We start from the raw sequence: 15582 nt of genomic DNA, 5'->3' as shown, positions 1-15582 counted from the left end.
GGCAACGCCCCCGCCCGAGCAGACCGGGGACCGCAGGCCAGGCAAGCGAAATGTCAATCGGGAGCCGCAAGGCCGGACCGCAAGAGCCGCGGAGAATGCAGCGGGCAAATGAAAGCCCATCTGCCTCCGAGCCTCCGGACCTGCGACGACGGATTCCGCCGCCCGGCGCCTGGATGGCGGAAATCAAACCCCGGCCGGGATCAGCGGCGCCGCCCGTCGAAGAAGGCGTTGATCCGCCGGACTGCCTCCGGGCTCGTCTGGGTGAGCGCAGCCGCCAGGGATTCCGTGAAAAGCCCGCCTCCCGGAGGCATCTCGGCAATATGAGCGAGCGCCTGCAGGATCATCCGGTTCGACAGGGGCGCGTTCCCCGCGATTTCCCGACCCAGCTCGATGGCCTCATCGCAGGCCCCCTCCGGGGCCGACAGCCGCTGGCAGAGGCCGGCGGCAAGGGCCTCCCGCGCGTCCATCTCGCGACCGGACAGCATCAGCTCCATGAGGCGGCTGGTGCCGATCAAGCGCCCCACGCGGACCGACGCGCCGCCGCCCACGAAGATGCCGCGACGCCCCTCCGGAAGACTGAAGCGGGAATTCGGATCCGCAATGCGCACATGCGCCGCCGATGCCAGCTCCAGCCCCGCTCCGACCACGTAGCCCTTGAGGGCACAGATCACCGGCACGCCGCAGTCGGCGATCGACTGGGTAACGCGATGCCAGAGCGCGGAAATATCGAGCACCGCCTCGGGCGACCGCTCCTTGTGCTCCGAGAGGTCAAGGCCGGCGCTGAAATTGTCTCCCTCCGCACGGATGACGACGGCCTTCCATTCTGACGGGATCGTCACAAACGCCTCACCGATCGCCACGATCATCTCTTCACTGATCGCGTTTCGCTTCTCGGGCCGATCGAGGATCACCAGACCCAGCGAACCATTCGTCTCGATGCGGATCGTGGACGGCGGCGAGTTCCTGGAGTGATTCAACTTTTTACACACCGTAATGTTTCAGGAGCAATCAATAGGCAGCGACATCCACCGTATCAATGGAGATCGGGAGCCGCCAGTCAGCTTGACAAGCGCATTTCCCTATGTCCAGATTTTACAGTTACGTAAATAGAGAAATGACGTGTCGCTGATCGCAGAGATCCCGTACGGAGCCTATTGGTCGACCCCGTTTGCCCGTTGGCAAGGGTCCCTTGCGAACGCCCACAGCCTCAAGCTCGCCGCGACGACCGCGCGACGGGAACTCGACCGGCGCGGCATCGACATTCGCGGGATCGATTTCGGCGTTCTGGGCACCACCGTTCCCCAGCGCGGAAGCTTCTACGGCCTGGCCTGGGTCATGGGCATAGCAGGCGCCGCGGACGTTGCCGGCCCGACCGTCAACCAGGCCTGCGCCACCGGCGCGCGGGTTCTGGCGCTCGGTTGCGGGGAGGTCGCGTCGACGCGGTCCGACATGGCGCTGGTGATCACCGCCGACCGGGTCTCCAATGGTCCGCAGATCATCTATCCGAAGCCCACCGGTCAGGGCGGTGCAGGGGACTACGAGAACTGGGTTCTGGACAACTTTTCAGCCGACCCGTTCGCTGGATGCTCGATGATACAGACGGCCGAAAACGTCGCGGCCCGGTTCGACATCTCGCTCGCCGAGCAGCACGACGTGGTGCAGATGCGGTACGACCAGTACAAGGCCGCGCTCACGGACAATCAGGCGTTCCAGAAGCGCTACATGACGCTGCCGTTCCAGATCCCCGGAGAGGGACGGAGCAAGCCGCCAATCACACTCGCCGGGGACGAAGGCATCTATCCGACCACGGCGGAGAAGCTTGCCACGCTGTCACCCGTAATCGAGGGCGGCACCGTGACGTTCGCGGCGCAGACCCATCCGGCGGACGGCAATGCCGCCATCCTCGTCGTCGCACCAGAAAAGGCCGCTGAGATCTCATCCGATCCGGGCATCCGCATCCGGCCGATCGCCTTTGGCCAGAGCAGGGCGGAGAAGGGCTTCATGCCCGCCGCGCCGATCGAGGCGGCCCGAACGGCTCTGGCTGCCGCCGAACTCGGGATTGCCGACATCTCAGCGATCAAGTCGCACAATCCCTTTGCGGTGAACGACATCGCCTTTGCGAGGAGCTTCGACATCGATCTCGCCTCGATGAACAACTACGGCTGCTCGCTGATCTGGGGACATCCGCAGGGGCCCACCGGCATCCGTGCCATCATCGAACTGGTCGAGGAACTGGTGATCAAGGGCGGCGGCTACGGCCTGTTCCAGGGCTGCGCCGCCGGCGACAGCGCCATGGCCGTGATCATTCAGGTCGAGGACCGCCGCCCATGACGCTGCCGCAGGTCTTTCCCTCGGTCGTGCACATGCTGGCCGACGCGGCGCGGCGGCACCCGGATAGGGAAGCGCTGGTCTGCGAATACGAGCGGCTCAGCTACGCCGCGTACGCCTCCGCGGTCGCCCGCTTCTCGCACGAGCTGATCGAGCGCGGTGCCGGAGGCGGTCGCATCGCTCTGGTTCTGCCCAACTCCGCGGACTTCGCAATCGCCGTGTTCGCCAGCCTGGCAGCGGGCGCACAGACGGCACCGCTGAACCCGCTTTATACCGCGCACGAACTCGGCGAGATCCTCGGGGATTGCCGCCCGGACCTGATCCTTGTCGATCCCGAAGCGATGGAGAAGATCGCCGCGCTGGCGGATCGCATCGACCCTGCCACCGTGATCGAGATCGGACCCGGTGCACGCCGCCTGGCGCATGGGAGCGACGAGCCCGCCCTGACGCTTCCGCTTCCCGACCCAGATACCCTCGGCATCCTTCAGTATACCGGAGGGACCACGGGCACGCCGAAAGGCGTCGACATCACCCACCGTGCCACGGCGACGAACGTCTCGCAGCGCCAGGCCGTCGTTCCCATCGGGGAGGACGACCGCCTGCTTGTGATGACGCCGCTCTATCATGTCTATGCGAGCTCGATGGGACTGTTCGCCGCCGCCTATGCCGGCGCAACCCTGGTCATTCTGCCCAGGTACACGCCCGAGGCGGCCCTGACGACTATTGCCAAGGAAGGCATCACGTTCTTCGCCGGAAGCCCGACCATCTATCACGGGCTTCTGGCCCATCCGCTGATGGGCCGGACCGACTTCACGCGACTGGCACTCTGCTTTTCCGGTGCCTCCGCCCTGCCCGCGGAAACGCTGGCCGAATGGGAGCGCAGGACCGGATCGGTGATCTGCGAGGGCTTCGGCCAGACGGAAACGGGGCCGGTGATCGCCGCCAATCCGCGAGACGGAAAGCGCAAGGCCGGTTCTGTCGGGGTGATCCTGCCGGAGACCGAGGTCCAGATCGTCGATCCCGTGGACGGCGAGACCCTCGCACCACCGCTCGAGAACGGCGAGATCCGGGTTCGCGGCCCGCAGATCATGACCGGTTACCGCAACCGGCCCGATGAAACGGCGCAGACACTCCGGAATGGCTGGCTCTACACCGGCGACATCGGCTTCATCGACGTAGACGGATATCTGAACATCCGCGACCGCAAGAAGGACATGGTGATCGTCAGCGGGTTCAACGTCTATCCGAGAGAGATCGAGGAAGTCCTCTACACCTGCCCCGGCGTGCGGGAGGCTGCAGCGTTCGGCGTGCCGCATCCCCGCAAGGGCGAGGCCATTCACGTCCAGGTGGTCGCTCCCGACCTGGACAGCGAGGCCATCGGCGCGTTCCTCGCCGAACGGCTCACCCGCTACAAGATTCCAAGCAGCATCCAGATCGTCGACGCCCTGCCGAAGACGGCAGTCGGCAAGGTCGACAAGGCAACCCTGCGCATGGACGCGTTGGCCAAGCGGCCGTCAGGCGAGCGTCGGGAAAATCAACAACCAATCCAATAATCCAGAGGACCCTTCCATGAAGACAAAAGCTGCCGCCATCGCCCTTGGCCTGGCACTTCTCGTACCGCAGACCGCATCCGCCGAAACGGTGCTGCGGGTGGGCACCTTCCTTTCACCGCAGGGCGTCTGGCACGGACCGCTGGAGCATCTCATCGAAACGGTCAACGGGAAGGACACCGACCTGAAGCTCGAACTGGTGGCGGACCCCTCCTCCATCAGCCCCTTCCAGCTCGGCGACGCCGTCTCGGGCGGCGTCATCGACATGGCCTATCTCTCGGGCGCCTTCTACACGAACCTCGTTCCGGAAGCCGACGCCAACAAGCTCTTCAACGTGCCCGTGGCAGAGCTTCGCGAGAACGGCGCTATGAACCTGATCGACCAGATCCATCGCGACAAGATGGGCGCCCTGTTCCTCGGCAAGATGGGCGATGGCATCAAGTATCACATCTACACGAACCGCAGTTCCGACGAGCCTCGCTTCGAGGGCTGGGACATGCGGGGAACCCCGCTCTACCGGCCGTTCATGGAGGCGCTGGGCGCCAACGTGATCCAGATGCAGGGATCCGAAGTCTACTCCGCGATGGAGAGCGGGGTCGTGGACGGATATGCGTGGCCCCTGTGGGGCATCGGAGATCTCGGCTTGCTCGAGGTGACCGACTACCGGGTCGAGCCGGGCTTCTACAACGCCGAGATCAGCGTGCTCTTCAATGAAGACAAGTGGAACAGCCTGACGGAAGAGCAGCAGGACACCCTCCGGTCGTCGGTGATCGAGACCGAAGAGTGGTTCATCGACTACCGCAACCGCGTCGATGAGGAGCAGCGGCGACTGCAGGCGGACGCCGGCATCGAGGCGATCACCTTCTCCGAGGAACAGAGCCAGGACTATGTGCGCATGGCCGATGAGGCGGGGTGGGCCGTCGTCATCGAGAACTCGCCCGAACTCGGTCCTCAGATCAAGGAACTGACCTACACGGACAAGCAGTAAGCCGCCGGATGATCAGCTCGATCGACAAAGGCATGGGACGCGTCTGCGATGCTTTCGGCGTAGCCGCGAGCCTGGTGGTCGCGTTCCTGGCTCTGTCCGTCGGAGCCGAGGTGGCCGTCCGCAATCTCGGCCTGCCTGCCTTCGGGTGGACACTCGAGATGTGCGAGTACGGCCTCCTCGTCGTGACGTTCCTCGGCGCTCCATGGGTGCTCAGGCGCCATGAGCACATCAGCGTTGACGTGTTCACCCGCGCGCTCCGACCGCGCACCTTGCGGGTCCTGCTGACCATTTCCGACGTCGTCGCAGCGACCACATGCGTCATTCTCGCCGTCTACGCGGCAGAAGCGGCGCACGAGGCCTTCCTGAAGGGCTCGCTGCTCTTCAAATACCTCGTCATCCCGCAGTGGATCATCCTGTCGGTGATGCCGCTCGGCGTCACGCTGCTGGCGATCGAGTTCCTGTTGCGCATCTGGCGCCGATTTGCCGGCCCGCAGGAGGTGAACCCGGCATGAGCGGCATCGGATGGGAGGTCATGCTCGGCCTCATGGGCGGCTCGCTGGTGTTCCTCATGGGCATCGGCGTGCCCGTGGCATTCGCCTTTCTGGCGCTCAACCTGGCCGGCGCCTACCTCATTCTCGGCGGCGAGTCCGGTCTCAGACTGCTGGCGCTCAGCACCACCGAGGCGGTGACGTCGTTCGCCCTCGTCCCGATCCCTCTTTTCATCCTGATGGGAGAAGTCCTTCTCCATACCGGCTTGGCGACCCGGGCGATTCACGCCATCGAGCGGCTGATCACGGGCGTACCGGGGCGGCTGTCCCTGGTCGCCGTGGTGAGCGGCGGCGTTTTCGCGTCGCTGTCCGGCTCCAGCATCGCCAACACGGCGGTGCTCGGCCGCGTGCTGCTGCCGGACATGCTTCGGCTGGGATATCACCCGATGTTGAGCGTCGGGCCGATCCTCGGCATCGGCGGCGTGGCGATGCTGATCCCGCCGTCGGCACTGGCCGTCCTCTTCGGCAGCCTGGCCGGCATCTCGATCTCCCGCCTGCTGCTCGCCGGCATCGTTCCGGGTCTGCTGCTGGCCACGCTCTTCTTCCTCTTCATCGTCACCATATCCCGCATGCGGCCGGCGCTTGCGCCCGCGCAGTCAGCCGAGAGGGAGCCGCTCGGCGCACGCCTGCGCCCCTTCCTGATCAACGTCGTGCCGCTGATGGCCATCGTCGTCGTTGTCGTCGGAAGCATCCTCGGCGGCTATGCGACGCCGACGGAATCCGCCGCGCTCGGCAGCATCGCAACGGTGATCGCCGCGGCGGCCTATCGCTCGCTGTCCTGGACCGCCATCCGCAAGGCGCTGGCCGGTACGGCGGCGACAACGGCGATGATCTTCATCATCATCAGCGGATCGATCACCTTCTCGCAGATCCTTTCCTTCTCAGGCGCAACCCGGCAGCTCGTCGCTCTGGTGGTCGACCTCGACATCGATATCGGTACGCTCGTGTTGATGATGCTCCTGGTGGCGCTGCTGCTGGGTATGCTGATGGATCAGATCAGCATCATGCTGATCACCCTGCCCTTCTTCATGCCACTGATCGGAATGAGCGATGTCGACCCGATCTGGTTCGGCGTCCTGATGCTTATCGCGTTGGAGGTTGGGCTGATCACGCCGCCGTTCGGACTGCTTCTGTTCATCATGAAGTCGGTGGCTCCGGACGACGTGACCATGCGTCAGATCCTGGTCAGCATCGTTCCCTACATCGGCATCGAGCTGCTGGGCCTGGCTGTCATCTTCATTTTCCCCATCCTGGCGCTATGGCTGCCGGGTTTCCTGTGATGCCCCCATGACGCACCCCGATCCGGACCCAAAGACGCCGATCGAAGAACGGTTCACCCGAGAGGCCGGGCGCGTTCACCTGACGGGCACGCAGGCGCTGGTTCGCGCCCTGATCGATCAGCGCCGCCGGGACACCGGAGCCGGACGGCACACGGGGGCCTTCGTGTCCGGCTATCGCGGCTCCCCCCTCGGTGGCCTCGACCACGAGCTCTGGCAGTCCGCCGACCTGCTTGGCGACCACGGTATCGTCTTCGAGCCCGGCCTGAACGAGGACCTCGCCGCCACCTCCGTCTGGGGCTCGCAACTGACAGCGCTCAACCCCCGTCGGACCGTCGATGGCGTGCTGGGCCTCTGGTACGGCAAGGGCCCCGGCGTGGACCGCTCGATGGACGCCCTCAAGCACGCCAATGCCGCCGGCACGAGCCGGCTTGGCGGCGTGCTGGCCATTGCCGGAGACGACCACGGCGCCTCGTCATCGACGCTGGCGCACCAGTCGGAGCATGACTTCATCGCCGCCCGGATCCCGGTGCTGTCTCCTGCGAGCGTGGCCGAGATCTACCGGTTCGCCATCCTGGGATACGCTCTGTCGCGATATTCAGGGCTGTGGGTCGGCATGACCGCCCTTACCGAAGTCATCGAGGGCTCGGCCTCGGTCGACATCACGCCCGACGCGCTCCGGCTTCCCGACCTTGGCGAACCGGACGATCTCCACATCCGATGGCCGGATCCGCCGGCGGCGATGGAGGCCCGGCTCGCCGGCGGGCGCAGGCAAGCGGTCGCGCGGTTCGCAGCCTCCGGGGCCTTCGACACGACACTGTTTCGTGCCCGGACGCCCCGACTGGGCATCGTCGCACCCGGCAAGGCGGTCCTCGACGTCGTCGATGCTCTCCGGCTTCTGCACCTCTCGCCCGGCGACGCCGCAGACATGGGCCTCGGACTCTACAAGCCGGGGCTCACCTGGCCCCTGTCAGAGGACGGGCTCAGGCGGTTTGCTTTCGGCCACGAGACGCTCCTCGTGGTCGAAGAGAAGCGACCGGTCGTCGAGGATCAGATCGCCCGCATCTATTATGGAGATCCCAGCGCGCCGAAGCTCGTGGGCAAGCGCGACGAGGCCGGAGAGGCGCTCGTTTCGGAGTGCGGCGTCCTCGACGTTGCCCGTCTCGCCTTGATCATCGGCGACCGCCTGTCGGCGCTGTGCCCCGATCACGCGTCATTGGGAGAGCGCGTATCGGCGCTTCGCGCATCCCTGGAGGCCAGGCAACCCGCGGGGGCACCGGAGCGGCCGCCCTATTTCTGTGCCGGTTGCCCTCACAACACCTCCACGAAGGTTCCGGAAGGAAGCCTCGCCATGGCCGGTATCGGCTGCCACGGCATGGCGAGCTGGCTTCCGGACCGTCAGATCGCGTCGATGACGCACATGGGCGGCGAAGGCATGCACTGGATCGGCCAGGCGCCCTTTACCGAAGAGCGCCACCGCTTTCAGAATCTGGGCGACGGCACCTATGCGCATTCCGCTTCGCTCAACATCCGGGCGGCCGTCGCGGCCAACGCGAACATCACTTTCAAGCTGCTCTACAACGATGCCGTCGCCATGACGGGCGGCCAGCCGGTTGAAGGCGAGCTGACGCCGCAGCAGATGGCAAGCCAGGTCCTTGCCGAAGGCGTCCGCAAGGTCGTCCTGGTGACGGACGACGTGACCCGGTTCTCCGGACGGTCCGGCCTGCCGGATGCCGTCGAGGTTCTCGATCGGCGCGAGATGGACCGCGTTCAGCGCGACCTCCGGGAGATTCCGGGCGTCACCGTTCTCCTCTACGCACAGACCTGCGCCACGGAATTGCGACGGCGGCGAAAGCGCGGACTGGAGCAGCAACCGGATGTCCGCGTCGTCATCGACGAGCGCGTCTGCGAGGGGTGCGGCGATTGTCACGTCCAGTCGGGCTGCATCGCGATCGAGCCGCTCGAGACCCCGCTGGGCAGAAAGCGCCAGATCAACCAGTCATCGTGCAACGTCGACACGTCCTGCCTCAAAGGATTCTGCCCGAGCTTCGTGACGGTTGCCGGCGTCTCCTCGCTGAAATCGCGGAAGCCGACCGGCCTCTTGGAGGAGGACGGCGCGCCCGCCGAGCCCGTGATCCCGGTACCCGACGCCCCGGTCAACATCGTGATCCCCGGAGTGGGCGGAACCGGCGTGGTGACGGTCTCGCAGATCCTGTCGATGGCCGCCCACCTGGAGGGGTTGACCGCCACGACCCTCGACATGGCCGGGCTCGCCCAGAAGAACGGCGCGGTCACCTGCCATGTGCGTATCGCGGCCATGGACGAGCCAATGGCCGCGCGGATCCCGCCGGAGAGCGCCGACCTGTTGCTCGCCACCGATCTTGTGGTGGCGAGTGCCGCGTCCACGAAGGTCATGCTCTCTCAGGACCGCACCCACGTGGTGGCGAACTCCGACATCATGCCGACGATGTCTTTCGTGTTCGACGGAAACGCGGAGCCGGACGGAACCGCCCGCGTCCGGGAACTCGAAGCTCTGTCCGCCCGCCTCTACGCCCTGGGCGCCGAAAGCCTGGCCGTTGACAGGTTCGGGGACGGGATCGCCAAGAACATGATCCTGTTGGGTTTCGCCTGGCAGTGCGGCCTCATACCGCTGCAGCGAACGTCGATCACCCGGGCCATCGAGATCAACGGCGCAGCCGTGGGGATGAACACCCGAGCCTTCGAGGCCGGGCGCCGCTTTGCCGCCGAGCCGGCGACGGCCGAGCCGGCGGCGCGCCACCCACAGCGTCTCGATCATGACGCAATGCTGTCCGAACTCCGGGCCTACCAAAGCGCGCGGTGGGCGCGGCGCTTCGAGCGGACGCTCGAACCATTACGCCAGGCAGAGCAACGAATGGGTGGCGATGGAGCCCTCGCCCGCCTGGCAGGCCGGTCGCTGTTCCGTCTGATGACCTACAAGGACGAATACGAGGTCGCGCGGCTGCACTCGGATGGCAGGCTCGATCGGCGCCTGACTTCTCTGTTCGATGGCGAGCTGCGAGTCGCGTATCATCTCGCACCACCCTTTCTCACCCGCACCGACCCTGCGACCGGCAGACCCCGCAAGATCACGTTCGGACCCTGGATCCGCCCCCTCTTTTCCGCTCTGGCGAGACTGCGCTTTCTGCGCGGGACGGCGCTGGATCCGTTCGGCTATATGCACGAGCGGCGGGAAGAGCGCGCGCTGATCGCCGAATTCGAGGAAACCATTTTCCAGGTTGCGCAGCGGCTCTCGGCGGACCTCGACACGGATGCGGCGGCCCGCATCCTCGAGCTGCCACAGGACATAAAGGGGTTCGGCCCGGTCAAGCGGAAGAGCATCGAGCGCTACCGGGAGAAGACGAATCGGTTGATGAACGTGATGGAAACGAAGACGCCCGTGGACGCTGCCCATGTCTAATGTCTCGACCGTGCGCAAACCCCGCGCGAGCCGGCGCAATTCGCCGCGCCGCGAGCTGATCGTCCGGCGGGCCGCCGAACTGTTCGAGGAGCAGGGCGTCGCGCATACATCGATCGAAGAAATCGCCGCCGAATGCGGCGTCACCCGAGAGTCGATATACTATTACTTCTCCGACAAGGTCGACATTCTGATCGAGATCATCAAGCCGGAGAGCATCTCTCTGGATTCCGGGCTGCAGCGTATCCTCGGCCTGGACATCTCGGTGCGGGAAAAACTCGTCCTCGCGGTGGAGAACCATCTTCACCGCTTCAATCCGAACTATACGGATATGGTCGTGGCGGTCCGGCGCATGCGGAGGGCCAAACAGGACGCGCGGCTCGTCGAGATGCTCAACATCTGGCGGCACTATCAGCGCAACTGGGTGAGCCTGATTCAGGAAGGCCAGAAGACTGGCGAGATTCCCGGATCGTTCGATGCGAAGGTTGTTGCCTACGCGATCCTCGGGATGTGCAACTCTCCGTCCACCTGGTACCGCCCTTCCGCGTCTCTGACCATCGGCGATCTTTCCAACATTCTGGTGGCGATCGCGACCAACGGGATCTTCACCGAGAAATAGCCCTGCTACGTCCCGTCCGGATCCTCTGCCCGGATACGACGTGGCCTGGTCCCATAAAGCTGACCGACTGGCTTGGAGGCTTGACCTGGGGATCTGGTATCGTGGCGTGCGTCCCTCACCGCCGGCGGGGCGTCACCAGCAAGGCCGCTATAGGCCGGGTCGATTTCGTGTAGCAAACAGGGTGGTGACGCGTAGCCGGTCGGCGCGGTCTCGTCGTCATTGTCGGCGGCCGTCATTGCACTGCGTCCGGCTGATCCGACGGGCGCGTCCGATAACGCTCGCCCTTCATCAGCAGCACACCGTTCTGTCCGGCAATACCCAGCTCCAGACTCTGGGCGATGTTGCGTGCCCGTTCCACGAAGTGTTCCGCCGCCGCGGGCGTACAGACCTCGTGCACCGTCTCCTCGAACAGTGCCAGCCACCGATCGAAATGATCAGCATCGACGGGTAACGCCAGATGCTTTTCCATCGGACGGCCGCTGTATCGTCCCGACAACAGGGCCACGGACGACCAGAACGCACACATGCGCTGAAGATGCGGCTCCCAGTCGGAAATGCGCGCGTCAAACACCGGGCCAAGAACGTCGTCCTTGCGGATCTTCGCATAGAAGGTCCGCACCACACGCTCGATCAGATCTTCATCGATCCCGGTCCGGGTTACGATCTCTGCTGTGATCCGCGCCCGGCGCTCCCTCGGATCCATCATGTCCTTCACCACTTCAACCACCGTCTGGGCGGTGGGCCGGACGCCACGACCGATCGCCGGCATACGGCCCATAAAGAGATATTCTTCATATATGTTATAGGGCGACACTGTCGACGCAACCGGCACGATGGCCTCCGGTCGATCGGTCGCACCGGAACCGCGGTCAAAATCCGCGGCTGGCCCGGCTATTCCTCCACCACGCACCGACCGGCACGTTCTTGAACGGCATATTATGAGTCATCTAGACTGCATGAAATTGGCCGGTGCCTGCCCGCGCGAACCACCTCCGCCGGAGGCCAGCCGATCCGGCCACCGTCTTTTCGGAGAACGACCCAGACCATGCGGCTGACCCGCTTTTCCGACTATGCGCTTCGGGTGCTCATGTACTCAGCCGCGGCTGGCGACCGGCTCGTCACCATCGAGGAAACGGCGAAGACCTACGGGATCTCACGCGCGCACCTGATGAAGGTCGTGAACGTCCTGACCAGGACCGGCTATCTCAAGGGGGTTCGCGGCCGCTCGGGCGGCTTTGCCCTCGCCCGGCCTCCGGAGGCCATCAACCTCGGCGAGGTGATACGGGCGACCGAACCGGATTTTGCGCTGGTCGAGTGTTTCGAGACCGGCAACCAGTGCGTCATCACCGGTTGCTGCCGTCTGCCGCAGGTTCTCAATCGCGCGCTTGAGGCCTTCGTTCAGACGCTGGATGCCTACACCCTTGCCGACATCGCCCTGACTGCCGAGGCCTTCACCCAGCCGCACGCGCTTGGTCGCGCCGCCCGCGGGCCCGACTTCTGTGCCAGCAGGTCCTAACCGGCCATCACGCTGACATGCGCCGCAACGACCTTCCAGCCGTCCGGCGTGCGCATCCAGGTCTGGCTCTGGCGCCCGGTCCGGCTTCCCTCGCGCTCGAACAGGGTCATTGCCGTCGCCATGTCGCGGCCGAACGTGGTGATCACCGTGCGGTGCAGGATGCGCTCCAGGTTCTTGCTGCTGCGGCCGGCCCGAAACGCACGGATCTCCTCATAGCCATAGAGGTTTTCTCCGGCGCCATAGCGGATCGTGTGCGGGCTTTCCCAGAACAGCTCGTCGAGCACGTCGACGTCGTTGGTAACGAGAGCCTTTTCGTATCGGGCGAAGGCCGCTTCGACCTCCGCCTTCACGTCGGGCAGATTGACGTCCATGAACCCAGCTCCTGATCAGAATGCCGCAACCGCGCCATCGGCACGGGGATCGCTCGCGCCTTCGAGAAGACCGTCCGCATGGCGCACGAGCGCGCCGGCGTGTCCCATCATGTCGGAGAAGGCGTCGACGATTTCGATGTCGTGACCGGCCGCCCGAAGCGCCTCGACGACCTCCGGTTCGAAGCGCGATTCCAGCTTGAGGTTGGTGGCGCCGGCACCCCAGGTCCGGCCCAGCAACCAGCGTGGAGCCGTCACCGCCTGCTGGAGGCCGGCCCCGCCCCAGACATAGCGGGCGAAGATCGCCGCCTGGGTCTGAGGCTGCCCCTCGCCCCCCATGGTGCCGTAGGCCATCGTGCGTCCGTCGTCGAACAGCGCCATCGCCGGATTGAGCGTGTGGAACGGCAGCCGCCCGGGCGCCAGCACGTTCGGGTGCACCGGGTCGAGCGAGAAGCTCATGCCGCGGTTCTGCCAGAGCACTCCGGTCTGGGGAGACACAACGCCGGACCCGAATTCCCAGTAGATGCTCTGAATGAAGGACACGGCGCGCCCCTCGCCGTCGATCGCCCCCATCCAGATGGTGTCGCCGGGTTGAGCCGGCTGCGGCCACGGCGCCGCCGTCTCGCGGTCGACGGCCGCGGCCATGCGGGCGATCGCCCGGTCTTCCAACAGGCTCTCGGGCGTGACGCTCATATAGGCCGGATCGAAGACGTGCGCGTCGCGCATCAGGAAGGCCTGCTTGGTCGCCTCTACGGCGTCGTGCACGAAGCCGGCTCCGGACGTATCGCGGCGCCCGAGGCGGTCGAGGATACCCAGAATGGCCAGCGACGCTGCCCCTTGCGTGGGAGGCGGCATGTTGAACAGCCGCGCTCCGTCAATGGCGAGATAGAGCGGGGCGACCCTTTGCGCCCGATAGGCCTCGAGGTCGGAAAGCCGGACCGGGCTTCCGGCTGCTTCCAGATCAGCGGCCAACGCCCGCGCGACATCGCCGCGATAGAAGTCGTCGAGCCCCGCGTCGGCAAGGCGCTCCAGGGTTCCGGCCAGGGCGGGGAAAGTCTGGCGCGCACCCTCGTCCGGGGCGTCGTCTCCATCGAGAAATGCCGCGGAAAAGCCGGAGACGTCCTTCAGCTCCCCAAGCTTCTGGGCGGTGAGCCGTGCCTGGCTGGAACAGATCGCGGCTCCCTCACGGGCGTAGAGGATCGCATCGCTCAGGAGATCGGACAGCGGCATCCGCCCGCCCCACTCGGCCGCCAGGCCCAGGGCCTCCTGCCAGCCGCCGATCGTTCCCGCAACCGTAAGAGCCGCCGGTCCGCCGCGGCCGGGTATGGCGTCGGAAAAGCCGAGGTCGGCGTAATGATCAGGCGTGGCCAGGCCCGCTGCGGGGCCGCAGGCCTGGATGCCGACGGGCGCCGAGCCGGGGGCGTGGGCGATCCAGAAGCCATCGCCGCCGATGGCGTTCATGTGCGGATAGACGACGGCGATGGTGGCCGCCATGACAAGCATCGCCTCCGCGGCGTTGCCGCCCTCCTCCAGGATCCTGAGGCCGGCGCGGCTGGCCAGGTGATGCGGCGCGGTCGTCATGCCGCGATAGGCGCGTGGGGTGTTCAGCACGTCGGTCGGGTCCGTTTTTGGTTCCGGATCTGTCGAGGACAGCTCAATTGCCGGCGATCCCCTGATAGACCTGGGAGGGCAGCCACAGGCTCACCTCCGGAATGTAGGTGATGACGGCCAGCGCCACGAGCGCCACCAGGATGAACGGAGCGGAGCCGATGACCGCCTGACGATAGGTGATCCCGAGCGTGCTCGCCACGAACAGGTTGAGGCCGAACGGCGGCGTGAACATGCCGATCGCCGCGTTAACCGACAGGACGACCCCCAGATGGACCGGGTCGATCCCGGCACTCGTGGCCAGCACGAAGAGAAACGGCACGAGGATGATGATGATGGAGTTGGGGTCGAGCACCATTCCCGCGAGAAGCACCACGACGTTGATGACCAGCAGGACCTTCACCGGGTCGTCGCCGATGTCGGAAAGCAGCGTCTGCACCGCGACCGAGAAGCCCGAGGTGGTCAGATACCAGGCGAAGGCGGAGGCCGCCGCGACCACGATCATCACCTGGGCTGTGGTGACCGCGGATTCCAGCAGGACGGCCAGCAGTCCTTTCAGGTCGAGTTCCCGGTAGATCACCATGGTCACGAAGGCCGCGTAGGCCACGGTGACGGCGGCCGCCTCGGTCGGGGTGAACAGTCCGCCATAGATCCCGCCGAGAACGATGACGGGGATCGCCAGGCCCCAGGCGGAGGCCTTGAGGTTACGCAGGATCTCGCTCACCGACCAGGCTGCCCCGCGCGCCAGGCCGACGCGCCACGCATAGATCATCGACATCACCATGAAGACGGCGCCGTAGATCAGCCCGGCCCCGAGACCGGCCAGGAAAAGCGCGCCGATGGAGACGCCGGTCACTGCGCCGTAGACGATCATGAAGATCGAGGGCGGGATGACGATGCCGAGCGACCCAGCGCTCATCAGGAGACCGATGGAAAACGGCTTGCGGTAGCCGGCATCGGTCATGGCCGGCAGCATGATCTTGCCGACGGCGACCACGGTGGCCGGGCTCGATCCGGAGATCGCGCTGAAGAACATGGAGCTCGCCACCGATGTCATGGCGAGACCGCCCGGCAGGGCTCCCACCAGGGAAACCGCGAGATCCGTCAGGCGGCGCGAAAGGCCACCGCTCGCCATCAGGTTGCCCGCCAGGATGAAGAACGGGATCGCCATCAGCGGGAACTTGTCGACGCCGGAAAAGAGCCGCTGGATGACCAGCTCAGGCGGCGTCGAGGTGGTCGTCGCCAGAAAGGCGATGACCGGCAGGCAGAGCGCCACGAAGATGGGCACGCTCAAGGCCAGAAGGGCGGAGACAGCGGCAGCAAATCCAATCGGCATTGCGGAAT

Annotated in this window: 13 protein-coding genes; 8 read left to right on the top strand and 5 right to left on the bottom strand. The window is 65.7% G+C overall.

What is annotated here, in order from left to right:
- Window positions 1-200: 200 nt before the first annotated feature.
- The gene (locus tag J2S73_RS04680) at window positions 201-977 is read right to left on the bottom strand and encodes a crotonase/enoyl-CoA hydratase family protein (RefSeq protein ID WP_306884268.1); all 777 of its coding nucleotides are present in this window, start codon (window positions 975-977) and stop codon (window positions 201-203) included.
- Between the two features lie 142 nt (window positions 978-1119).
- Between J2S73_RS04680 and J2S73_RS04675 the strand changes: the two genes are divergently transcribed.
- Genes J2S73_RS04675 through J2S73_RS04645 form a run of 7 tightly spaced genes read left to right on the top strand, consistent with a single transcriptional unit; the run spans window position 1120 to window position 10746 of the window.
- Complete coding sequence (locus J2S73_RS04675; RefSeq protein ID WP_306884267.1) at window positions 1120-2331, top strand: thiolase family protein; 1212 nt, start codon at window positions 1120-1122, stop codon at window positions 2329-2331.
- Complete coding sequence (locus J2S73_RS04670; protein WP_306884266.1) at window positions 2328-3881, top strand: AMP-binding protein; 1554 nt, start codon at window positions 2328-2330, stop codon at window positions 3879-3881. The genes J2S73_RS04675 and J2S73_RS04670 overlap by 4 nt, the downstream gene beginning before the upstream one ends.
- Before the next feature lie 16 nt (window positions 3882-3897).
- Window positions 3898-4866 carry a TRAP transporter substrate-binding protein DctP gene (dctP, locus tag J2S73_RS04665; RefSeq protein WP_306884264.1) on the top strand — a complete coding sequence of 323 codons (969 nt, stop codon included), beginning with the start codon at window positions 3898-3900 and terminating at the stop codon, window positions 4864-4866.
- An 8-nt stretch (window positions 4867-4874) separates the two neighbouring features.
- Window positions 4875-5378: a TRAP transporter small permease gene (locus J2S73_RS04660; protein WP_306884263.1), complete on the top strand. Its 504-nt coding sequence runs from the start codon at window positions 4875-4877 to the stop codon at window positions 5376-5378.
- Window positions 5375-6694, top strand: coding sequence for a TRAP transporter large permease (locus J2S73_RS04655; protein ID WP_306884262.1), 1320 nt, complete (start codon window positions 5375-5377; stop codon window positions 6692-6694). Before J2S73_RS04660 ends, J2S73_RS04655 begins: the two co-directional genes overlap by 4 nt.
- Window positions 6695-6701: 7 nt before the next feature.
- Window positions 6702-10130 (top strand): indolepyruvate ferredoxin oxidoreductase family protein, encoded by a 3429-nt coding sequence (locus J2S73_RS04650; RefSeq protein WP_306884261.1) that lies wholly within the window; start codon window positions 6702-6704, stop codon window positions 10128-10130.
- A complete protein-coding gene (locus J2S73_RS04645) occupies window positions 10123-10746 on the top strand; it encodes a TetR/AcrR family transcriptional regulator (protein WP_306884260.1) in 624 nt (207 codons plus the stop codon). The genes J2S73_RS04650 and J2S73_RS04645 overlap by 8 nt, the downstream gene beginning before the upstream one ends.
- A gap of 232 nt (window positions 10747-10978) precedes the next feature.
- On the opposite strand, the gene J2S73_RS04640 is transcribed toward J2S73_RS04645, so the two are convergent.
- Window positions 10979-11449, bottom strand: coding sequence for a group III truncated hemoglobin (locus J2S73_RS04640; protein WP_306884943.1), 471 nt, complete (start codon window positions 11447-11449; stop codon window positions 10979-10981).
- A gap of 342 nt (window positions 11450-11791) precedes the next feature.
- On the opposite strand from J2S73_RS04640, the gene J2S73_RS04635 reads away from it, so the two are divergent.
- Window positions 11792-12262 (top strand): RrF2 family transcriptional regulator, encoded by a 471-nt coding sequence (locus J2S73_RS04635; protein WP_306884259.1) that lies wholly within the window; start codon window positions 11792-11794, stop codon window positions 12260-12262.
- Here J2S73_RS04635 and hpxZ read toward each other — a convergent pair.
- Genes hpxZ through J2S73_RS04620 form a run of 3 tightly spaced genes read right to left on the bottom strand, consistent with a single transcriptional unit; the run spans window position 12259 to window position 15574 of the window.
- The gene (gene hpxZ, locus J2S73_RS04630; protein WP_306884258.1) at window positions 12259-12633 is read right to left on the bottom strand and encodes an oxalurate catabolism protein HpxZ; all 375 of its coding nucleotides are present in this window, start codon (window positions 12631-12633) and stop codon (window positions 12259-12261) included. The genes J2S73_RS04635 and hpxZ overlap by 4 nt on opposite strands.
- A 15-nt stretch (window positions 12634-12648) precedes the next feature.
- A complete protein-coding gene (locus J2S73_RS04625; protein WP_306884257.1) occupies window positions 12649-14241 on the bottom strand; it encodes a gamma-glutamyltransferase family protein in 1593 nt (530 codons plus the stop codon).
- Between the two features lie 43 nt (window positions 14242-14284).
- Entirely contained in the window at window positions 14285-15574 is a 1290-nt protein-coding gene (locus tag J2S73_RS04620) for a TRAP transporter large permease (protein WP_306884256.1), read from the bottom strand.
- Window positions 15575-15582: the final 8 nt, after the last annotated feature.

Origin of the sequence: Amorphus orientalis (assembly GCF_030814015.1) — a bacterium.
Classification (GTDB): Bacteria; Pseudomonadota; Alphaproteobacteria; order Rhizobiales; family Amorphaceae; genus Amorphus; species Amorphus orientalis.
Note: the sequence above shows the minus strand (reverse complement) of the source record. Positions and strands in the feature narration are given on the sequence as shown.